This window comes from Nocardia puris (genome assembly GCF_036051655.1).
Classification (GTDB): domain Bacteria; phylum Actinomycetota; class Actinomycetes; order Mycobacteriales; family Mycobacteriaceae; genus Nocardia; species Nocardia puris.
Genome location: NZ_CP107943.1, coordinates 7,636,803 through 7,656,739, shown reverse-complemented (window position 1 = coordinate 7,656,739; position 19,937 = coordinate 7,636,803). Strand labels below are relative to the sequence as shown.

General features: G+C 70.3%; 21 protein-coding genes. 9 read left to right on the top strand and 12 right to left on the bottom strand.

From position 1 onward, the window contains the following. Positions 1 to 72: 72 nt before the first annotated feature. From OHB21_RS35530 to OHB21_RS35510, 5 genes are all read right to left on the bottom strand, one after another. A complete protein-coding gene (locus OHB21_RS35530) occupies positions 73 to 1,164 on the bottom strand; it encodes a winged helix DNA-binding domain-containing protein (RefSeq protein WP_195126102.1) in 1,092 nt (363 codons plus the stop codon). A gap of 53 nt (positions 1,165 to 1,217) precedes the next feature. Continuing rightward, entirely contained in the window at positions 1,218 to 1,814 is a 597-nt protein-coding gene (locus tag OHB21_RS35525) for a TetR/AcrR family transcriptional regulator (RefSeq protein ID WP_067509088.1), read from the bottom strand. Between the two features lie 55 nt (positions 1,815 to 1,869). Beyond that, positions 1,870 to 2,541 carry a hypothetical protein gene (locus OHB21_RS35520; RefSeq protein WP_067509061.1) on the bottom strand — a complete coding sequence of 224 codons (672 nt, stop codon included), beginning with the start codon at positions 2,539 to 2,541 and terminating at the stop codon, positions 1,870 to 1,872. Positions 2,542 to 2,673: 132 nt separating this feature from the next. After that, a complete protein-coding gene (locus tag OHB21_RS35515; RefSeq protein ID WP_195126103.1) occupies positions 2,674 to 2,868 on the bottom strand; it encodes a hypothetical protein in 195 nt (64 codons plus the stop codon). Positions 2,869 to 3,179: 311 nt separating this feature from the next. Beyond that, entirely contained in the window at positions 3,180 to 4,106 is a 927-nt protein-coding gene (locus tag OHB21_RS35510; RefSeq protein ID WP_324192209.1) for an AraC family transcriptional regulator, read from the bottom strand. Between the two features lie 73 nt (positions 4,107 to 4,179). Between OHB21_RS35510 and OHB21_RS35505 the strand changes: the two genes are divergently transcribed. Continuing rightward, positions 4,180 to 4,977 carry an NmrA family NAD(P)-binding protein gene (locus OHB21_RS35505; protein ID WP_067509063.1) on the top strand — a complete coding sequence of 266 codons (798 nt, stop codon included), beginning with the start codon at positions 4,180 to 4,182 and terminating at the stop codon, positions 4,975 to 4,977. Between the two features lie 51 nt (positions 4,978 to 5,028). Here OHB21_RS35505 and OHB21_RS35500 read toward each other — a convergent pair whose 3' ends face one another. From OHB21_RS35500 to OHB21_RS35480, 5 genes are read right to left on the bottom strand one after another with little or no spacing between them, the layout of a single operon-like run. Continuing rightward, a complete protein-coding gene (locus OHB21_RS35500) occupies positions 5,029 to 5,898 on the bottom strand; it encodes a potassium-transporting ATPase subunit C (protein WP_195126104.1) in 870 nt (289 codons plus the stop codon). A 1-nt stretch (position 5,899) separates the two neighbouring features. Continuing rightward, on the bottom strand, positions 5,900 to 8,053 hold the full coding sequence (kdpB, locus tag OHB21_RS35495) for a potassium-transporting ATPase subunit KdpB (RefSeq protein WP_195126105.1): 2,154 nt from the start codon (positions 8,051 to 8,053) through the stop codon (positions 5,900 to 5,902). A 1-nt stretch (position 8,054) separates the two neighbouring features. Continuing rightward, complete coding sequence (gene kdpA / locus OHB21_RS35490; RefSeq protein WP_195126106.1) at positions 8,055 to 9,725, bottom strand: potassium-transporting ATPase subunit KdpA; 1,671 nt, start codon at positions 9,723 to 9,725, stop codon at positions 8,055 to 8,057. Next, entirely contained in the window at positions 9,726 to 9,800 is a 75-nt protein-coding gene (gene kdpF / locus OHB21_RS35485) for a K(+)-transporting ATPase subunit F (RefSeq protein WP_267898895.1), read from the bottom strand. A gap of 8 nt (positions 9,801 to 9,808) precedes the next feature. After that, the gene (locus OHB21_RS35480; RefSeq protein WP_228791649.1) at positions 9,809 to 10,234 is read right to left on the bottom strand and encodes a hypothetical protein; all 426 of its coding nucleotides are present in this window, start codon (positions 10,232 to 10,234) and stop codon (positions 9,809 to 9,811) included. A gap of 145 nt (positions 10,235 to 10,379) precedes the next feature. On the opposite strand from OHB21_RS35480, the gene OHB21_RS35475 reads away from it, so the two are divergent. The 7 genes from OHB21_RS35475 (at position 10,380) to OHB21_RS35445 (ending at position 17,341) form a co-directional block, all read left to right on the top strand. After that, positions 10,380 to 13,082: a sensor histidine kinase gene (locus OHB21_RS35475; protein WP_324192208.1), complete on the top strand. Its 2,703-nt coding sequence runs from the start codon at positions 10,380 to 10,382 to the stop codon at positions 13,080 to 13,082. Positions 13,083 to 13,208: 126 nt separating this feature from the next. Beyond that, on the top strand, positions 13,209 to 13,880 hold the full coding sequence (locus OHB21_RS35470) for a response regulator (RefSeq protein ID WP_324192218.1): 672 nt from the start codon (positions 13,209 to 13,211) through the stop codon (positions 13,878 to 13,880). Positions 13,881 to 13,983: 103 nt separating this feature from the next. Further along, entirely contained in the window at positions 13,984 to 14,463 is a 480-nt protein-coding gene (locus tag OHB21_RS35465; protein ID WP_084537591.1) for an OsmC family protein, read from the top strand. A 123-nt stretch (positions 14,464 to 14,586) separates the two neighbouring features. Beyond that, positions 14,587 to 14,889, top strand: coding sequence for an acylphosphatase (locus OHB21_RS35460; protein WP_195126107.1), 303 nt, complete (start codon positions 14,587 to 14,589; stop codon positions 14,887 to 14,889). A 32-nt stretch (positions 14,890 to 14,921) separates the two neighbouring features. Continuing rightward, positions 14,922 to 15,692 (top strand): hypothetical protein, encoded by a 771-nt coding sequence (locus tag OHB21_RS35455; protein WP_067509074.1) that lies wholly within the window; start codon positions 14,922 to 14,924, stop codon positions 15,690 to 15,692. Beyond that, a complete protein-coding gene (locus OHB21_RS35450; protein WP_195126108.1) occupies positions 15,692 to 16,858 on the top strand; it encodes a glutathionylspermidine synthase family protein in 1,167 nt (388 codons plus the stop codon). Before OHB21_RS35455 ends, OHB21_RS35450 begins: the two co-directional genes overlap by 1 nt. Before the next feature lie 33 nt (positions 16,859 to 16,891). Next, entirely contained in the window at positions 16,892 to 17,341 is a 450-nt protein-coding gene (locus OHB21_RS35445; RefSeq protein WP_067509078.1) for a DUF350 domain-containing protein, read from the top strand. Between the two features lie 10 nt (positions 17,342 to 17,351). On the opposite strand, the gene OHB21_RS35440 is transcribed toward OHB21_RS35445, so the two are convergent. Next, a complete protein-coding gene (locus OHB21_RS35440) occupies positions 17,352 to 17,996 on the bottom strand; it encodes an MBL fold metallo-hydrolase (RefSeq protein ID WP_195126109.1) in 645 nt (214 codons plus the stop codon). Between the two features lie 339 nt (positions 17,997 to 18,335). On the opposite strand from OHB21_RS35440, the gene OHB21_RS35435 reads away from it, so the two are divergent. After that, positions 18,336 to 18,734, top strand: coding sequence for a hypothetical protein (locus OHB21_RS35435; RefSeq protein ID WP_147265730.1), 399 nt, complete (start codon positions 18,336 to 18,338; stop codon positions 18,732 to 18,734). Between the two features lie 8 nt (positions 18,735 to 18,742). Here OHB21_RS35435 and OHB21_RS35430 read toward each other — a convergent pair whose 3' ends face one another. Beyond that, a complete protein-coding gene (locus OHB21_RS35430) occupies positions 18,743 to 19,828 on the bottom strand; it encodes an S-(hydroxymethyl)mycothiol dehydrogenase (protein WP_195126110.1) in 1,086 nt (361 codons plus the stop codon). Between the last annotated feature and the right edge of the window lie 109 nt (positions 19,829 to 19,937).

Genomic DNA, 19,937 nt, shown 5'->3' with positions numbered 1-19,937 from the left:
CGTGTCTCAAACCTGCAAGTTGGGGTTTATGTTTACCAAATCGTTATGATACTGATAAGTAGCTCGCCCCGGTCAGTGCTGGTTCTCGATGATGATCGAGCCCGTTTCGCCGGGATTGGTGAATTCCAGCAAACTCGCGGATTCCGTGCGGAGCGCGGCCTCGTCGGCGGCGGTGAGCGGATGCCACGGGGTGATGCGCACGACGGCGCCCTCCAGCGCCCAGCGGCCGTGCACGAAGCCGTCCACCAGGTACATGGGCACGCCGGCCGAGGCCTCGCGCGCGGTGCGGGCACGGTCCTCGTCGCTGATCATGCGGCGGCGGTCCTTGTGGCCGAGCAGGGCGTTGTCGAAGGCGGGCAGCAGGCGCACGGGTGCGTCGAGGTCGGGGTCGGCCAGCGGCGCGTCCGGGAGGTCGAACAGCACGCGGTGCCGGTCGTCGGTGAAAACGACCAGCTCCGAACGCATTTCGTCGACCACCTCGGCCAGCCGGGTGACACCCGCCCAGGACTGCATGTCGGCGACGGTCGCGGGGCCGAACGCCGCGAGGTAGCGGCGAATCAGCGCGCGGGGGTCGGGTTCGGCCATCGGCGCGCCGATCCACTCCTCGCCCAGGCCGACCGTGACGTAGCGGTTGCGCCAGCGGCCCCAGTCGCCGGTGCCGTCGCCGTGCACCAGCGGGACCAGCAGTTCGACGCTCTCGGCCAGTCTGCGCGCGTGCCTACCCGGGAAGTGCGCCGTGAGCAGCTCCCCGAAATCCCTGCGGCTCAGCTGTTTTCCGGCGAGTGTCGCGCGCCCGGCGGCCGCCAGCTCGGTGCGGTCGATGCCCTCGATCTCGTCTCGGTAGTAGGCCACGTTGAGCGAGGACGCCACGGCCGCGTGCACCGTGGGGCGCAGCCAGCGGAAGTCCTCGGCGCAGGCCAGGTGCACGGTGCGCCGGATCAGCAACGAGCGCACCAGCTTGCGTTCCCGCAGCAGCTCGGCCAGCTCCTCGTGCCGGAACTCCGCCGAGCGCGTCCACAGTCCGATGTAGGGCCAGTTCGGTTCCTGCCCCTGCACCGCCACCAGCTGCCGCACGAGCTCCAGCGGACTCTCCTCGGTCCGCTCCGCGAGCCGCTGCCGCAGCAGCAAGGTCCGATTGAGTTCACGCAGCGACAGTTCCGTCATGCCCCCTATCCTGACCGAACCCACCGACAGGTCGGGGGATGTCCGCGGTCGCGCTAGGCCTGGCGGAGCAGCCCGGCGGCGAGTCGCCGGGCGGTGGCGATCTCGGCGTCCTGATCGAAGCCGGGATCGGAGGCGACGCGCGCGAAGAACCCCTCCACCAGGGCGGAGAGCCAGGTCGCGGCGCTGTCCGGGTCGAGCGCGGAATCGATAGCGCCACGGTCGATTCCGGCCCGGACGGCGGTGGCGAACGTCTCCCGGGTCTCCCGGTCGGTGGTGCGGAAGACCGCCGCAAGTTCGGGGTCGCGATGGGCCTGCGCCCACATCTCGAACGCCAGTCCCGCCACGTGCCGGTCGGCCGCGAGGCGGCAGAAGCCCTCGATCGTGTCCAGCAGCGCGGCCCTCGGGTCGGGGGCGTCGGCCAAGCCCGCCATCCGCGCGGCGGTGCGCTCCCGATCCCGTTCGGCCACGCCGAGCAGGACGTCGTGCTTGGTGGGGAAGTAGTGGAACAGGTTGCCGGTGCTCATCCCGGCCGCCTTGCAGATGTCGGCGGTGCGGGTGGCGTCGTATCCGTGCTCGGCGAACAGCGCCGCCGCCGCGGCGAGAAGGGCTTCCCGCCGCGCCGCGTACTGCTCGGGGTCGACTTTGCGCATGATCAACACTGTGGCGGCTCGGGTGACGGACGCGGCGCGCGGGGGTGCGTACCGGCTAGCGGCCCTCTCCGGCGGGCCTGTCGGGCTGGGCCATGAGGTGGAAGAACTGGATCGCCTGGATGACGAGATTCGGTCCGCCGACCAGGATCGTGCCCGCGACCACACCGGCCGCCGCGCCCACCACCATGCCCGCGACGCACCCGGCGATCGGGCCGCCGAGCGGCAGCAGCGGCCAGGTCAGCGGCACGGCGGCACCGAGCAGGCAGCCCAGGCTGCCGCCGATGACGGTGCCGATCAGGGAGCCGACGGCGGTGCCGAAGGTCAACTGCGGCGCGATGATCCCGATGACGCGGGGCAGCTTCGCCAGCAGATCGCCGGGGCCGGCGATCTGGGTCGCCACCGCACCCGGTTCGGGTCTGGTGGGAGTCAGCGTCGCGCGGTTGCCCTCGGCGGTCGCCGCGATCGGATAACTCCTGTCGCCGAACCGGTACTCGAGGGGGAGTAGATCGAGGGCGTTCGCTCCCGGCCGACCGGCACGCAACTGGCCGTCGGCGGTGTGAAACACGGTATCGGCGCTCTCGACGACGACACTGTCACCTTCGACGCGGGCGGTGAAGCCGATGGCGGGCGCGGGCGGGGGAGCGGGGTGCGCCGCAGCGGGAACCGTTGTACTACAGGCGATGACGGCGGCGCCGAGTGCGGCGGCGGTGAGCGTGGCGAGACGCATGATTGGATCCGATCTCCCGGAATTAATAATTCATTGAGTAGTCACTTAAATATAAAGCGGGTCCGGTGCGCGGGCAAGGCGGAACGGCGACAGGCCCGGGAAGCCGGTCCCGGGCCTGTCGACGGGTGGGGGTCAGCTCTGGGTGGGTACCGGGCGGTAGAACCACTCCTCGAGGTCGAAGTCCTCACGGATCTTGCCCTCGTCGACGAGGAACTTCTTGGTGCCCGTCAGCAGGGTCACGCCGCGTTCGGGGAAGGGGGTGTCGGGGATGTAGGTGCGGTCGGCGCCGGCGCGGACCACGGCTTCGGGCGCCTTCGACTGGGCCACCGTCCCAGTGCTGGGCGGCATAGGTGTTGGCTTCGGTGAGCGCGGCCTGCCAGGCCGGGCCGAAGTCCGCGTGCGTGTCGAGGAAGGCCTGGCTGCTGACCGCCACGGAGGTGCCCGCGAGGTCGGGGTGGCTGTCGCGGACCGAGTCGATCTGCCGGAATCCCTTGGCCAGGAACGCTTGCAGGAACGAGGACGGGTCGGTGTCGGGCAGCGCCGCCGCCGCGATGTCGCCGTTGTTGAGCGGCGCCTCCGCGCGGGGATCGACGCGTGCGCCGAAAGATTCAGTGGCGGTGAATATTCCGGTGAACGCTTCACCCTCGGAATTCGCCGGGGCGCACCCCTTTCACGCGGGTGAACGCGACGCTGAGGGCGTAGCCGTCGCTGTAGCCGACACGCCGGGCGATCGTCGCGAGGGTGTCGTCGGTGTGGCGTAAGCGGTCGGCGGCCAAGGCGATTCGCCAGCTCGTCAGGTACGAGACCGGTGGTTCGCCGACGAGTTCGCCGAACCGGCGCGCGAACGCGGCGCGGGAGACGCCGACGGCGGCCGCCAGCGCGGCGACCGTCCACGGGTGGGCCGGATCGTCGTGGATGAGGCGCAGGGCGGGGCCCGCCACCGGATCGCCCAGCGCCCGGTACCAGCCGGGCGCGGTGGAATCGGCCCGGTCGAACCACGCGCGCAGCGTGCACACCAGCAGCAGGTCCATCGCCCGGTCCAGGATCACCTGCTGGCCCGGCCGGTCGGCCGCGATCTCGGCGGTGACCAGGTCCATCAACGGGGACTCGAGCTGGTCCGGCGGCACGATCAGCACCGGCGGCAGGGCGTCGAGCAGCCAGTCGCTCACCTCCGACCGGATCGGGTAGAGGCCGGTGACGAGCGCGGCGGGCGCCGCCGCGTGATCGCCCCACGTGTGCGGGCCGAGGAATCGCGACTCGGAGATGTCGCGGCCCAGGTCGTCGGTGCAGAAGTCGGCGGATTCGACCAGGACGCGCGGCGGGGTGCCCGGTGCGTCGGCGACCGCGTACGGCTCGGGGCCGCGCACGATCGCGATGCTGCCCGCCGTGAGCGGCACGGGGTCCCGGTCGTCGCGCAGTAGCCACCCGTCGCCGCCCACCATGGCCAGCACGGTCAGGGGGCTGCGGTCCAGGAACCGGATGTGCCACGGCGGATCCATGCGGGAGAGGCGGATCGAGGCGTGGCGGGCGCGCGTCTCGTGGAGCATCGAGTCCAGAACGTCCACCCGTAGACGATCTCACATCGACCGTGGATGCGCGACCATTGGACGTCTCGCCCCGGTCGGATTCCATGAAGACATGACCTATCTCGTTCTGGGCGCCACCGGCAAGACCGGCCGCCATGTCGTTCCCGCCCTCACCGCGCGCGGCGTCACCGTGCGCGCCGTCTCCCGCGCCACCGGATTCCACTGGGAGGATCCGTCCACCTGGGACGAGGTCCTGGCTGGTGTGCGCGGCGTCTATCTCGTCGAGAACGACGAGAACCCCGATCCCGTAGCCGATTTCGCGAAGCGCGCGGCGGCGGCCGGCGTGCGCCGGCTGGTGTTCCTCTCGGCGCGCAGCGGCGACGCCGTCACCCTCGCGCCGAAGCGGGCGTCCGAGCGCGCTGTGGCGGAAGCGGGCGTGCCGTGGACCGCCCTGCGCCCGTCCTGGTTCACGCAGAACTTCACCGAGTTCCCGGTGTTCGCCGACCCGCTCGCGACCGGGGTGCTCCGACTGCCCACCGGCGACGGCCGCGAGCCGTTCATCGACACCCGCGATATCGCCGAGGTGGCCGCGGCCGCGCTCCTCGACGACGGCCACGAGGGCCGGATCTACGAGTTGACCGGTCCGCGGGCACTGAGTTTCCCGGAGTTCCTGGCCGAGTACGCCCAAACGACGGGGCGCGCACTGCGTTTCGAATCGGTGGGCGAGGAGCGGTATCGCGCCGACGCCGCGGCGGAGGGGATGCCGGAGGAATTCGCCGAACTGCTGGTCCGGCTGTTCCGCGAGATCCGCCACGACGGCGGCGCGAGCATCGCCCCGGGGGTGGCGGAAGTGCTCGGCCGCCCGCCGCGCGACCCCGCCGTGTGGATGCGTGAGCAAGCCGGGAAGTGACGAAAGCCGGTGCCGGATCGACTGATCCGGCACCGGCTTTCGCGCTGTGCGTCAGCCCCGGTACGGATGTTCGCCGTCCAGCGCCAGGTTCAGGTCCAGCACGTTCACCCTGGGCTCGCCGAGGAAGCCGAGCGTGCGGTCGCTGGTGTGCGCTTCGACCAGGGCGCGCACGCGGTCCTCGCCGATGCCGCGGGCCGCGGCGACGCGGGGGATCTGGATCGCGGCGTAGGCGGGCGAGATGTGCGGGTCCAGCCCGCTGCCGCTCGCGGTGACGGCGTCGGCGGGCACCACGGGATCGGCGGGCGCGTCACCGCGAATGGCGATGATGCGGCCCTCGGCGTAGTCGCGGCCCGGTTCGGCGCATTCCACCGACACGCCGAGGTACTCGGCGAGGAACGGGCTCGCCGGGCACAGCTCGTTGACGCTCACCACCGCGACGGGTTCGATGACCTCGCCCATGGCGTCGCGGGGCCCGATCACCGAGAGCACCGCGCCGACACCGTCTTTCGTGCAGTACGGGCGGGAGCCGTCGACCCCCTCACGGTCGGCGATCTCCTTGCTGCGCGTGCAGACCGTGGTCAGCAGGCTGGTGCGGTCGGCGGTGTCCACGATGTCCTCCGGGCCCAGGTTGCTCGCCGACGTGGACATCGGGTCGTACCCGTCGCCCGCGGCCGACGGGCGGCTCTGGAAGTACTGGATCAGTGCCGCGCCGTCGGCGTCGGTGAAGGACTGGCCGATGAGGCTGCTGCCCACCACCTTTCCGTCCATCGTGACGAGCGAGCCGTCGGCCTTGCCGTTCAGCCCCGGCAGCTGCGCGACCGCGAAAACGGCCAGGGGATAGAGGATTCCGGTGATCGCCGTCAGCACCAACAGCGCGCGCAGTGCGGCGAGGTGCTGACGGACCCAAGTGGAGATACGCATATCAGGACATCCCGGGGAGGAATTGGACCAGCAGGTCGATGAGTTTGATGCCGACGAACGGGGCGACGAGACCGCCGAACCCGTACACGGTCAGGTTGCGGCTCAGCAGCGCCGACGCGTCGGCAGGCCGGTAACGCACACCGCGCAGTGCCAGCGGGATCAGCGCGACGATGACGAGCGCGTTGAAGATGACCGCCGACAGGATTGCCGACTGCGGGCTGGCCAGCCGCATCACGTTGAGCAGGTCCAGCCCCGGGTACAGGCCCACGAACAGCGCCGGGATGATCGCGAAGTACTTGGCGATGTCGTTGGCGATGGAGAACGTGGTGAGCGCGCCCCTGGTGATGAGCAGCTGTTTGCCGATCTCCACGATCTCGATGAGCTTGGTCGGATCGGAGTCCAGATCGACCATGTTGCCTGCCTCTTTGGCCGCCGACGTGCCGGTGTTCATCGCCACGCCCACATCGGCCTGGGCCAGCGCGGGGGCGTCGTTGGTGCCGTCGCCGGTCATGGCGACCAGCCGGCCGCCGTCCTGCTCCTTCTTGATCAGGGCGAGCTTGTCCTCCGGCGTGGCCTCGGCGAGGAAGTCGTCGACACCGGCCTCGTCGGCGATCGCCTTGGCGGTCAACGGATTGTCGCCGGTGATCATGACGGTGCGGATGCCCATCCGGCGCATCTCGTCGAAGCGCTCCCGCATGCCCTGCTTCACAACGTCCTTCAGATGGACGACGCCGAGCACGCGGGCCTTTCCATCGCGGACCTCGCCGACGACGAGCGGTGTGCCACCCGAGGCGGACACGCCGTCGACGGTGACGCCGACCTCGCGCGGAATCGAACCACCTAGTGCGCGAACCCATTCGGTGACCGCGCTGGCGGCACCCTTGCGCAGCGCGTGCCCGCCGGGCAGGTCCACGCCGGACATGCGGGTCTGGGCGGTGAACTCCACCCAGGTGGCGCCGGTGAGCTCGCCCGGCGTGCGTTCCCGCTTGCCGTGGGCGTTCTTGGCGTACACCACGATCGAGCGGCCCTCGGGCGTTTCGTCGGCGAGACTGGACAATTGGGCCGCGTCGGCCATCTCGTCGGCCGAAATGCCCGGCATCGGCACGAATTCCGAGGCCTGCCGGTTGCCGAGGGTGATGGTGCCGGTCTTGTCCAGCAGCAGCGTGTTCACATCGCCCGCGGCCTCGACCGCGCGCCCCGACATGGCCAGCACGTTGCGCTGCACGAGGCGGTCCATGCCCGCGATGCCGATGGCCGACAGCAGCGCGCCGATCGTGGTCGGGATCAGGCAGACCAGCAGCGAGACCAGCACGATCCCGGTGATGCCGTGGCCGTCCAGCGCGAGCGAATCGGGCACGCCCGGACTGGACTCCTTGGCGAAGATCGCCAGCGGCTGCACCGTGACGACCGCGAACAGGAAGATGATCGTGAGCGCGGCCAGCAGGATGTTGAGCGCGATCTCGTTCGGCGTCTTCTGCCTGCTCGCGCCTTCGACCAGGGCGATCATCTTGTCGATGAAGCTGCGGCCCGGCTCCTGGGTGATCCGCACGACGATGCGGTCCGAGAGTACGGTCGTGCCGCCGGTGACGGCGCTGCGGTCGCCGCCGGATTCCCGGATGACGGGGGCGGATTCGCCGGTGATGGCCGACTCGTCCACCGAGGCGATGCCCTCCACGACATCGCCGTCACCGGGGATGACCTGACCGGCCTCGACGACGACGTGGTCGCCACTGCGCAGTTCGGGGGCGCGGACCTCCGCCTCGACCACCCGCCCGCCGGGCGCCCAGTCGACCAGGCGGCGGGCGACGGTGTCGGTCTTGGCCTTGCGCAGGGTGTCGGCCTGCGCCTTGCCGCGCCCCTCGGCCACCGCCTCGGCCAGGTTGGCGAAAACGACCGTGAGCCACAGCCATACGACGATCGCCCAGGCGAAGAAGCTCGGGTCGGCGAGCGCGAGCACGGTGGACCAGACCGCGCCGAGCTCCACGATCAGCATGACCGGGTTGTGCCACAGCGTGCGCGGGTCGAGTTTGCGCAACGCCTCGGGCAGAGAGGTCAGCAGCATCGTGGGGTCGAACGGGCCGCCGGACACCCTGTGCTCGCGGCTGGGGGCGTCCGCCCGCGGTTTCTCGGTGAGTTCCGGTGTGGTGGTGGGCATATCAGTGGATTCCTTCGGCGAGTGGCCCGAGCGCGAGTGCGGGGAGGAAGGTGAGGGCGACGAGGATCACCGTCACGCCGACGACCAGGCCCACGAACTGCGGGCGGTGGGTCGGCAGCGTGCCGATCGACGCGGGGGAGCGGCCCTGCGCGGCCAGCGAACCCGCCAGGGCGAGCACGAAGATGATCGGCAGGAACCGGCCGAACAGCATCGCGAGGCCGAGGGCGGTGTTGTACCACTTGGTGTTGCCGGTGAGGCCCGCGAACGCCGAGCCGTTGTTGTTGGCCGCGGAGGTGAAGGCGTACAACACCTCCGACAGTCCATGCGGCCCGGAGTTGAGCATGCTGTCGCGCTGTCCGGGCATGGCCATGGCGATCGCGGTGAAGATCAGCACCAGCAGCGGACTGACCAGGAAATACGCCGCGGCCAGCTTGATCTCGCGCGGGGTGATCTTCTTGCCCAGGTACTCCGGTGTGCGCCCGACCATGAGTCCCGCGACGAACACGGTGATCACGGCGAGGATGAGCATGCCGTACAGGCCCGAGCCGACACCGCCGGGTGCGACTTCACCGAGCTGCATGTTGAGCATGAGCATCAGGCCGCCGAGGCTGGTGTAGGAGTCGTGGAACGAGTCCACCGCTCCGGTCGAGGTGAGTGTGGTCGCGGCCGCGAACGTGGCCGAATTCGCCACGCCGAAGCGGGTTTCCACGCCCTCGGTGGCCGCGCCGACGGCGTCGGGCACGGTGCCGTTGTGCTGGAGCTGGAACACGGTGGTGAGCGCGATGCTCGCCAACGCGATGACGCTCATGACGGCGATGATCGCGTAACCCTGTTTGACGCTGCCCACCATGCGGCCGAAGGCGCGCGGCATGGCCGTCGGGATCAGCAGGATCAGGAAGATCTCGAACCAGTTGGTCCACGTGGTCGGGTTCTCGAACGGGTGCGCGGAGTTGGCGTTGTAGAAGCCGCCGCCGTTGGTGCCGAGTTCCTTGATGGCCTCCTGCCCGGCCACCGGCCCGCCGGGAATGGTCTGCTGCGCGCCGGCGACGGTCTGGGCGACCTGCTCGTGCAGCTGGAAGTTCTGGATCACGCCGCCCGCGACGAGCACGACGGCGCCGACGAAGGCGATCGGCAGCAGGATGCGGATCGTGCCGCGCACCAGATCGACCCAGAAGTTGCCCAGTTCGCCGGTGTCGCGCCGGGCGAAGCCGCGCACCAGCGCGACCGCGACCGCCATGCCGACCGCGCCCGAGACGAAGTTCTGCACCGCCAGGCCCGCCATCTGCACCAGGTGGCCCTGGGTGGACTCGCCGGAGTAGTTCTGCCAGTTCGTGTTCGTGACGAAGCTGACCGCCGTGTTCCACGCCAGCGCGGGCGTCATCTCGGTGGCCGGATCGTTCAGGTGCAGCGGCAGCTCGCCCTGGACCAGCTGGAAGAAGAACAGGAACAGGATGCCGACCGCCGAGAACGCGAGCACGCTGCGCGCGTACACCGGCCAGCTCTGCTCCACTTCGGGTTTCGCGCCGATGGCCCGGTAGAGGAGCCGTTCGGCGCGGGAGTGCGTGGTCGCGCTGTACACCCGGTGCAGGTAGTCGCCGAGCGGCACGTGCACCAAGGCCAGCGCGAGGATCAGGGACGCCACGAAGACGATCCCCGCCGTGGTCGTGTTCACCTAGAACCTCTCGGGGTACAGCAGCGCGGCGACGAGGAACACCGCGACAAGGACGGCCAGCGCGAGACCGATCACGTTCGCGATCACAGTTTCTCGACCCCCCGTTGGATCAGGCCGAGCAGCGCGAACAGCGCGACGGTCAGTGCCGTGAACACCACGACGGACATGACTCTCCTACCTCCTGCGGTCCCGGCGATCGGGACGCGCGAGGTCCGAGTCAAGCGCCGATGCGGGCGCGTGGATGGGTCCCTGACGAGTTCTTGGCGTCGCGGCGCGCGGACTTGACGGTTCGTTGACGAGATCCGCGGGGTGACCGGGGACGCGGCCGGTGCGGCGAATGTCGTCAAAGCGGCGGCGGTGAGCGTCAAGAAATCGTAAAGATCCAGGTCGGCGCGTTTCGCGACGGTAGAAATCGACGGGTCGGACGAGTGGAAAGCACTACCCGCCCGGTGGTCGATCCCGCCCGTGGAGAGGAATGAGATGTCGGTCGTGACCGTCGCGCTGCTCACCGGATTCGTGCTGGGCGCGCTGACGATCCGTGTGTTCGCGCTGCGCGAGCGGCGCCGGGTGCGCCTGAGGACGTACCGCACCGGTGGCTGAGGGAGTCGGTACCGCGTCGGCGCCGCGGTGTGGCCGATGGCGCAGGATGATCGGATGAGAGACGGCAAGCTGCGGATCTACCTCGGCGCCGCGCCCGGCGTCGGGAAGACCTACGCCATGCTCGCCGAGGCGCACCGGCGGCTGGAGCGCGGGCGCGACGTGGTGGCGGCGGTGGTCGAGACCCACGGGCGCACCAAGACCGCCGAACTGCTGGAGGGCATCGAACGGATACCGCCCAAGCTGGTGGAGTACCGCGGCGCGGTGTTCCCCGAGCTCGACGTCGAGGCGGTGCTGCGCCGCGCGCCCGCCGTGGCGCTGGTGGACGAACTCGCCCACACCAACACTCCCGGCAGCGGCAACGAGAAGCGCTGGCAGGACGTCGCCGAACTGCTCGACGCGGGCATCGACGTGATCTCCACGGTGAACGTGCAGCACCTGGAGAGCCTCAACGACGTGGTGGAGCGCATCACGGGCGTGCGGCAGCGCGAGACGGTGCCCGATGCCGTCGTGCGCGGCGCCGAGCAGATCGAGCTGGTCGACATCACTCCGGAAGCATTGCGGCGCAGGCTTTCCCACGGCAACGTGTACGCCGCCGACAAGGTGGACGCCGCGTTGCGCAACTATTTCCGTCCCGGGAACCTCACCGCGCTGCGCGAGCTGGCGCTGCTGTGGCTGGCCGATCAGGTCGACGCCGCCCTGGCGAAGTACCGGGCCGAGCACCACATCACCGAACCGTGGGAGGCGCGCGAGCGGGTGGTGGTCGCGGTGACCGGCGGCCCCGAATCGGAGACGATCGTGCGCCGCGCCGGGCGCATCGCCACCAAGTCCAGCGCCGAGCTGATGGTGGTGCACGTCGTGCGCGGCGACGGGCTGGCCGGGGTCTCCGCCGAGCGCCTGGCGCGGCTGCGGGAACTGGCCGCGAGCCTCGACGCGAGCCTGCACACCGTCACCGGCGACGACGTGCCGGGCGCCCTGCTCGAATTCGCCACCGAGGTCAACGCCACGCAACTGGTGCTCGGCACCTCGCGGCGCTCCCGGTGGGCGCGCATGGTCGACGAGGGGATCGGCGCCTCGGTCGTGCAGCGCTCGGGCAAGGTCGACGTGCACATGGTCAGCCACGAGGAGGCCAATCGCGGGTGGCGATGGCGCACCCTGGTGCCGCGCCAGCCCGCGCTGGCCTGGCCCGCCGCCGTCCTGGTGCCGCTGCTGGTGTCGCTGCTCAGTGCCGCCGTCCTGGACCGGCACCTGGAGCTGGGCGGACTGAGCGCGGTGTTCTTCGTCGGCGTCGTCACCGTGGCGCTGCTGGGCGGCGTGCTGCCCGCCGCGTGCTCGGCGCTGCTGTCGGGGCTGATGCTCAACTGGTTCTTCACCGGCCCGCGCTACAGCCTCACGATCGCCGAGCCCGACAACTTCATCACCATCGTGGTGATGCTGTTCGTCGCCGTGGCGGTCGCGGCGCTGGTCGACGTCGCCGCCAAGCGAACGGGACAGGCGCGCAAGGCTTCCCGAGAGGCGGAACTGCTGGCGGCCTTCGCCGGGGCGGTCCTGCACGGTGCGGATCTGCCCGGGATGCTCGAGCAGGTGCGCGAGACCTTCGGGATGCGCGGGGTGAGCATGGTCGGCGGGGGCCGGGTGCTCGCGAGCGTCGGACCGGAGGCGCCCGCGAACACCGCCGCCGCCGACACGGTCGTGGAGGCGGGGGACGGTTCGGGCGCGCTGCTGCTGGCGGGGCCGACACTGGGCGCGGCGGACCTGTCGATCCTGGTCGCCGTCGCGAATCAGGCCGCCGGGCTGGTCCGCCAGTCGCGGCTGGCCGAGGAGGCCAAGGCCGCCGCCGCACTGTTCGAGGCCGACCGGCTGCGGCGGGCGCTGCTCTCGGCGGTCGGCCACGACCTGCGCACGCCGCTGGCCGGGGCCAAGGCCGCCGTGTCCAGCCTGCGCAGTGACGATATCGAGTTCTCCGCCGAGGACACCGCCGAGTTGCTGGAGACGATCGAGGAATCCGTCGACCAGCTGACCGCGCTGGTGGACAACCTGCTGGATTCCTCGCGGCTGGCCGTCGGTGTGGTCCGGCCCACGCCGCGCCAGGTGTACGTGGACGAAGCGGTGCACCGCGCGCTGGTGAGCACCGGGATGGGCGCGCGCGGGCTGCGGCGCGCGGCGATCGGTCGCGTCGAGGTGGCGGTCGGGGAGGTGTCGGTGCTCGCCGACGCAGGTCTGCTGGACCGGGTGCTGGCCAACCTCATCGACAACGCGCTGCGGCATTCGCCGCGCGAGACGCCGGTGCGCGTCACCGCCGAGCGCGACGGCGACCGGGTGCTCATCGCGGTCGCCGACCGGGGCCCCGGCGTGCCGCCCGGCACCGAGGACCAGCTGTTCGAACCGTTCCAGCGGCTCGGTGATCGCGACAACACCACCGGCGTCGGCCTCGGCCTCTCGGTGGTCCGCGGGTTCGTCGAGGCGATGGACGGCACGGTGCACGCCGAACCGACGCCGGGTGGCGGACTGACCATGCTGGTCGAACTGCCCGCGGCCGGTGCGGGCGAATCGGCGGAGGCGGACGACGAGGCCGTTGCGGACCGGTTGGATCCCGGACCTGGCGGCGCGAATCCGGCGGGCGCGCACTCCGAGGTGGACGTCTCCGGGGCGGATGAGCGAATCGCAGACCGTCCGGGCGCGGAGCAGAGTGCGGACAGACCCGGCAGCGCCGACGACACGACGCGTGCCGGGAGACCGCGCGGCGTGCGGTGGCGATAGGACGATGAGCTGTGGACGATGGCGACCAGGGAGGTCGGGACGCGGATGACGGAGGTGGGCGAGTATGACGCGGTGCGGACGGATCCCGCGGTGAGCGAGGGCAGGCAGACCGCCGCGCCGGTGAAGGTGCTGGTCGTGGACGACGAACCGCAGATCGTGCGCGCCCTGCGCATCAACCTGTCGGTGCGCGGCTACGAGGTGAGCACGGCGGGCACCGGCACCGCCGCGCTGCGGGTGGCCGCCGACAAACACCCCGACGTGGTGATCCTCGATCTGGGACTGCCCGATATCGACGGCATCGACGTGCTGGCCGGGTTGCGCGGATGGAGCACGGTGCCGGTGATCGTGCTGTCGGCGCGCACCGACTCCGCCGACAAGGTCGAGGCGCTGGACGCGGGCGCCGACGACTACGTCACCAAGCCGTTCGGGATGGACGAGCTGCTGGCGCGGTTGCGCGCGGCCGTGCGGCGGGGCGCCTCGGGCGCCGACACCGGTGACGCGGTGGTGGTGACCGAATCGTTCACCGTCGATCTGGCCGCCAAACAGGTCACCAAGGACGGCGAACCCGTGCACCTCACACCCACGGAATGGGGGATGCTGGAGATGCTGGTGCGCAACCGCGGCAAGCTCGTGGGCCGCAAGGAACTGCTGCGCGAAGTGTGGGGTCCCTCCTACGCCACCGAAACCCATTATCTGCGCGTGTATCTCGCGCAGCTGCGCCGGAAACTGGAGCGCGACCCGTCCCATCCCAAGCACTTGCTGACCGAGGCGGGCATGGGATACCGCTTCCAGGTGTAGCCCGGCGGGCGGTGTGGCGGAGATCGCCCGCCCGGAATGGCGCCCGCGACGGTGCTGTTGCCAGGCGTGAAGCGACCGCTACGAGGATGGCAGGATCAGACCCATGGCTGAGAACACCGCTGCGACCGCGACCGGTACGTCATCGACCACGGGGGCCGCGAAACCGGGGGAGCCCACCACCCTGTGGGTCGAGCGCACCGGCACGCGGGCCTACACCGGGCGCAGCTCGCGCGGCGCCGAGGTGCTCATCGGCTCGCAGGGCGTGCCCGGCGTGTTCACCCCGGGCGAGCTGCTCAAGATCGCGCTGGCCGCCTGCTCGGGCCTGAGCGCCGACTTCCCGCTCTCACGCAAGCTCGGCGACAACTTCGACGCGACCATCCGCGTCTCGGGCGACCCCGATCGCGAGAACGAGGTGTACCCGCAGCTGGAGGAGGTGTTCGAGCTGGACCTCAGCGAACTCGACGAACAGGCCCGCGAACGCCTGCTGGTCACCGTGCAGCGGGCCATCGACAAGGTGTGCACCGTCGGGCGCACCCTGAAGGCGGGCAGCAAGGTGACGCTGTCCTTCGAGGTCGACGCCTGAGCGGGAGCGCGCCGCGGCGAAAGCTGGAACACACGGCGCGCCGGGAGGTGCGGGCGTGCGCGGCCGACCGGTGGCGGGACACGGGGGCGACACGGCCCCGGGCGAGTGAGGGGTGAGACGAGCATGAGCGAACCGACGGCGGGGACACCCGACGAGAACGTCCGGCTGGTGGCGTGGGTGCACGGTCTGGTGCAGGGTGTCGGGTTCCGATGGTGGACCCGGTCGCGCGCACTGGAATTGGGGCTGGTCGGCCACGCGCGCAACACCAGCGGCGGGCGCGTGCACGTGATCGCGGAGGGGCCGCGAGTCGGGTGCGAGCGGTTGCTCGCACTGCTGCGCTCGCCGGATACGCCTGGCCGGGTGAGTCTGGTTGTGGAAAGCTGGGAGCCCGCGCGGGGTGATATGACGGGATTCGAGGAGCGCTGAGTGGTGGGTCCGACGGTGACGGGGAGGGATCGGTGAGCACGCAGAACCCGGGAGACGACCAGCGGCCACCTGATCGGCCCGGCGGGGAACCCGACTGGGCCAGGCCCGAACTCAACATCCCGGAGCCGGGGCAGACGGGGCCGGACGAGCCGGGGCAGCAAGGCCCGGCCGGTCAACCGTGGCAGCAGGGTTCGGCCGGGCAGCCGTGGCAGCCGCCGGAGCAGGGGCAGCCGGGAGTTCCGCCGGGGCAGGAACAGCCCGCTGTGCCGCCCTCCGGTCCGCGTCCCGGCAGCATCCAACGGCAGGAACCCGGTGTCACCCAGCCGCGCCCGCCCACCGTGGCCGAGGCGCGCGCCAGGGACAAGGCGCGCCGCGACGCCGCTGCGGCGGCAGCGGCAGCGGCGGCCGCCGCGGATGCCAAGCGCCGCACCCGCAATCGGGTGCTGATCGGCGGCGTCGCCATCGTCGGCGTGGCCGGATTGGTCGGCGGCGGGTACCTCGCCTACCGCGCGCTGAACGCCGAACAGGTCACTGCCTACTGCGTGAAATACGAGGACGGACAGGAAGTCGTCGTCGAGGACCGTTACTGCGAGGGCAGCAATGGTGGCTCCGGCGGCGGCTCGTTCGTCGTGCTCGGTGGCGGCCCGCAGTACCGGTACTACTACGGCGGCAACAACACCGTCGGCAAGCCGCCCGTCGGCGGCACCACGGTGAAACCCAAAGGCGCCGAGATCAAGACGCGCTCGGGCACCACCATCCAGCGCGGCGGGCTCGGCAGCAAGAGCACCGGCGGCGGCTCCTGATGCGCCGGGTACGCGGCACACCGCGACCGGGCTGGCAGCAGATCATCGAGAACCAGGGGCTCGTCTACGGCTCACCCGGACGCGACGCCAGCGGACTGCCGCGGCCGTACTGGGATGAGTCGGTGCACTACGAGTTCGCGATGGACGAGATCCTCGCGCTGGAAGCCGATGTCGAACTGCTGCACTCGATGTGCCTCAACGCGGTCGAACACGTGATCCTCACCGAGCGGTTCGCGGATTTCGGTCTGCCCGACTGGAGTTGGGGGCCGATCGCCGAATCCTGGCGCCGCGGTGACCCATACGTCTACGGGCGCTTCGACCTGCGCTACGACGCGCGCAAACCCGCGAAACTGCTGGAGTACAACGCGGATACGCCCACCTCGCTGCTGGAGGCGGCGATCGTGCAGTGGCACTGGCTGACCGACGTGTTCCCCGGCAGCGACCAGTGGAACTCCTTGCACGAGAAGCTGGTCGAGCGCTGGGCCGAGGTGCGCGCGACCCTGCCCTCGCCGCAGTTGCACTTCACCTGGTCGGGGGCCGACGCCACCGGCGAGGACAACGTCACGACCGCGTACCTGCAGGAGACCGCCGCCGAGGCCGGCTTCGACACCGTCGCGCTGCCCATCGAGGAAGTCGGATTCGACACGGAGCTGGCGCGTTTCGTGGATCTGGCCGAGGCGCCGATGGAGTCGGTGTTCAAGCTCTACCCGTGGGAGTGGGTGCTAGACGACGAGTTCGGCAAGCGCGTGGTGGAGAGCCTGCCCGCGACCATGTGGGTCGAACCGCTGTGGAAGACGCTGCTCAGCAACAAGGCGATCCTGGCGGTGCTGTGGGAGATGTACCCCGGCCACCCGAACCTGCTGCCCGCCTACCTGGATCAGCCCAACGAGCTCACCGAGTACATCCGCAAACCGAAGCTCGGGCGCGAGGGCGCGAACATGACCATCGTCGGCGCAGGCATGGAGACCGCCACCGGCGGCGTGTACGGCGCGGAGGGTTTCGTGTACCAATTGCTCGACCCGCTACCGGTGTTCGACGAGATGCGCCCCGTGCTGGGGGCGTGGCTGGTCGGCGACACCGCCGCCGGGCTCGGCATCCGCGAGACCGCCGGACTGATCACCGACGACGGCGCGGCCTTCGTGCCGCACCGCATACCCACCGAATAGACCACCCGCACAACACATTCCGGAAGGACCACGATGACCGCAGTCGCCCTCGAATCGGGGTACTGGAGTTCGCTCGGCGAGGGCGTCGGAGCGATCCTGCTCTACGCCCTGGTCGGCCTGGCGCTGATGCTTGTCGGCTTCTTCGCCATCGACCTCACCACCCCCGGCCACCTGCGCGAGCTCGTCTCGGCGGGCAAGCCGAACGCGATCATCGTGACGGCGGCGGGCATGGTGAGCATGGCGTTCATCGTCGTGCTCGCCATCTACGCCTCGGCGGGCAGGCTCGCCGAGGGACTCATCGCCGCCCTCGTGTTCGGCCTGGTCGGCATCATCGCGCAGGTGATCTCCGTGCGGGCGCTGGAGCGGGTACTCGGCATCGACATCGGGGCGACGCTGCACTCCGATGTGCGCACCACCGAGGTGCTGGTGGTGGCCGCCGCGCACTTCGCCATCGGTCTGGTGGTCGCGTTCGCGATCCTCTGACCGCCCGCGGTCAGTGACCGCGCGCGATCCACTCCGCCAGGTGCGGTTTCTCCGCGCCGATGGTGGTGCCGTCGCCGTGCCCGGTGTGCACCATCGTGTCCTCGGGGAGGGTGAGCAGGTGGTCGCGGATCGAGTCGATGATCGTGTCGAAATCGGAGTACGACCGGCCGGTGGCGCCGGGACCGCCCGCGAACAGGGTGTCGCCGGTGAACAGCGCGCCTTGCTCCGGTAGGTACAAGCTGACCGAACCGGGGGAGTGGCCCGGGGTGTGCAGCACGTCGATGTCGATGCCCGCCACCGTGATCCGCGACGTGTCCGCCAGGGACCGGTAGTCGGCGTCGGGGTGGGTCATGCGCCACAGCGGTTCGTCGCCGGGGTGCAGCAGCACCGGCGCGTCCAGCCGCTCGGCCAGCTCCGGCGCGACGGTGACGTGATCGTTGTGCCCGTGCGTGCACAGCACCGCGATTACGTGCCGTCCGCCGACGGCCTCGACGATCGGCGCGGCGTCGTGCGCGGCATCCACCACCAGCACCTCGCGCTCGTCCCCGATCAGCCAGACATTGTTGTCGACCTCCCACTCTCCACCATCGAGAGCGAACACACCCGAGGTAACCACTCGTTCGATACTCACTTCACCACCTCCAGAAACGGTCATACAAGACTCTTCGTCGACGCTTCATCAATCGGCGACAACTGATTTCACGAGCACGTGGGCAACTTTTCGGGGACCGGCTCACCCGACCCCCACCAGACTGGCTGACCGCCGCGAACGATCCCTGCATCTGACGCAGCCGGCTTGCACACATCGAGGCCGGCAAGAGGGTAGCCTGGCTCCTTGTTGGTTGTGGCGGATCACCAGCGGGCCTCTCAGCGCCCCTGAATCGCGGGTCGGCTCCGGACGGGAGACACGGTCCCCTCGCGCAGCGCACGCCGCCTCACCGCCTCGAATTATCTGTGCTATCGGCACGAAACCTCGGAAAAGGAGCGCTCGACTATGCGTTGGACCACGAAGGTTACGGGTGTATCGGCGGTGGTTGCCGGTATCGGCGCCGCGATGATCGCGACGTCCGGTTCGGCGGCCGCCGAACCGCGCGATTGCGTACTCGACCGCACGCCGACCGGCGCCTCGGCGCACTGCGGCGGTGACGGGACCTACATCCTGGAAGTCGATTGCTTCGGGCTGAATCTGGCCGGGGGCAGCCCGGTGTTCGGTCCCTACAACAAGTCGGTGACCGGTTTCGGCGGCGATCCCGCTTCCCGCCCGGCGCGGGATTGCACGATGCCGTTGACCCTCGGACAGGTCGGAATTGCGGTTGATGCGCGAATCACCCCGTTCCCGACGCGGCCCGGCCTGCCCCCGAACGCCTGGGAATACGATCCCGGCCGCCGGTAGGCAACTCGTCACCACACGACGACCGAGCGCAGCACCTCGCCCGCGTGCATGGCGGTGAACGCCTTCTCCACCTGGTCCAGGGCGATGCGTTCGGTGACGAACTTCTCCAGCGGCAGCCGGCCCTGGCGGTACAACTCGACCAGCATCGGGAAGTCCCGCTCGGGCAGGCAGTCGCCGTACCAGGAGGACTTGAGCGCCCCGCCCCGGGAGAACAGGTCGATGAGCGGCATCTCGATCGTCATGTCCGGGGTGGGCACGCCGACCAGCACCACGGTGCCCGCCAGGTCGCGCGCGTAGAACGCCTGCTTCCAGGTCTCGGGGCGGCCCACGGCCTCGATCACCACATCGGCGCCGAAGTCGCCGGTGATCTCCCGGATGCGCTCCACGGCGTCCTCGGTGTTCGCGTCCACGGTGTGTGTGGCGCCGAAGTCGGTGGCCCAGCGCAGTTTTCCGGGGTCGCGGTCGACGGCGATGATGGTGCGCGCCCCCGCCAGCTTCGCGCCGGCGATGGCCGCGTCGCCCACGCCGCCGCAGCCGATCACCGCGACGGTGTCGCCGCGCGAGACGCCGCCGGTGTTCACGGCCGCGCCGATACCGGCCATCACGCCGCAGCCGAGCAGTCCGACGACCGCCGGGTCGGCGTCGGGATCGACCTTGGTGCACTGGCCCTCGTGCACCAGCGTCTTGTCGGCGAACGCGCCGATTCCCAGGGCCGGGCTGAGTTCGGTGCCGTCGGGCAGCGTCATCTTGCGGCTGGCGTTGCGGCTGTCGAAGCAGTACCAGGGGCGGCCGCGCTTACACGCCCGGCATTCGCCGCACACCGCGCGCCAGTTCAGCACCACGAAATCACCGGGCGTCACGTGGGTGACCGCCTCGCCGACGGTCTCGACCACGCCCGCGGCCTCGTGACCGAGCAGGAACGGGAACTCGTCGTTGATGCCGCCCTCGCGATAGTGCAGGTCGGTATGGCAGACGCCGCACGCCTGGACGCGAACCACCACGTCGTGCGGGCCGGGATCGGGAATGACGATGTCGACGAGTTCGACAGGGGCGCCGACGGTTCGGGCGATCACCCCGCGCACAGTCTCGGACACTATTCCTCCTCGATGCTCGTATGCCGATACCGGCATACGAGCCAGCGTATCGGCATCGCGCGCGTGCTCCCGCGAAACCAGTTGACATTCCACTGTGGGAGGAGCACTC

Coding starts and splice junctions, on each gene's coding strand:
- OHB21_RS35525 (WP_067509088.1), bottom strand. CDS start 1,814: ATGCGCAAAGTCGACCCCGAGCAGTACGCGGCGCGGCGGGAAGCCCTT.
- OHB21_RS35445 (WP_067509078.1), top strand. CDS start 16,892: ATGACCGCAGTCGCCCTCGAATCGGGGTACTGGAGTTCGCTCGGCGAG.
- OHB21_RS35520 (WP_067509061.1), bottom strand. CDS start 2,541: ATGCGTCTCGCCACGCTCACCGCCGCCGCACTCGGCGCCGCCGTCATC.
- OHB21_RS35475 (WP_324192208.1), top strand. CDS start 10,380: ATGAGAGACGGCAAGCTGCGGATCTACCTCGGCGCCGCGCCCGGCGTC.
- kdpB (WP_195126105.1), bottom strand. CDS start 8,053: ATGCCCACCACCACACCGGAACTCACCGAGAAACCGCGGGCGGACGCC.
- OHB21_RS35435 (WP_147265730.1), top strand. CDS start 18,336: ATGCGTTGGACCACGAAGGTTACGGGTGTATCGGCGGTGGTTGCCGGT.
- OHB21_RS35465 (WP_084537591.1), top strand. CDS start 13,984: ATGGCTGAGAACACCGCTGCGACCGCGACCGGTACGTCATCGACCACG.
- OHB21_RS35530 (WP_195126102.1), bottom strand. CDS start 1,164: ATGACGGAACTGTCGCTGCGTGAACTCAATCGGACCTTGCTGCTGCGG.
- OHB21_RS35450 (WP_195126108.1), top strand. CDS start 15,692: ATGCGCCGGGTACGCGGCACACCGCGACCGGGCTGGCAGCAGATCATC.
- OHB21_RS35460 (WP_195126107.1), top strand. CDS start 14,587: ATGAGCGAACCGACGGCGGGGACACCCGACGAGAACGTCCGGCTGGTG.
- OHB21_RS35500 (WP_195126104.1), bottom strand. CDS start 5,898: ATGCGTATCTCCACTTGGGTCCGTCAGCACCTCGCCGCACTGCGCGCG.
- OHB21_RS35505 (WP_067509063.1), top strand. CDS start 4,180: ATGACCTATCTCGTTCTGGGCGCCACCGGCAAGACCGGCCGCCATGTC.
- OHB21_RS35440 (WP_195126109.1), bottom strand. CDS start 17,996: ATGACCGTTTCTGGAGGTGGTGAAGTGAGTATCGAACGAGTGGTTACC.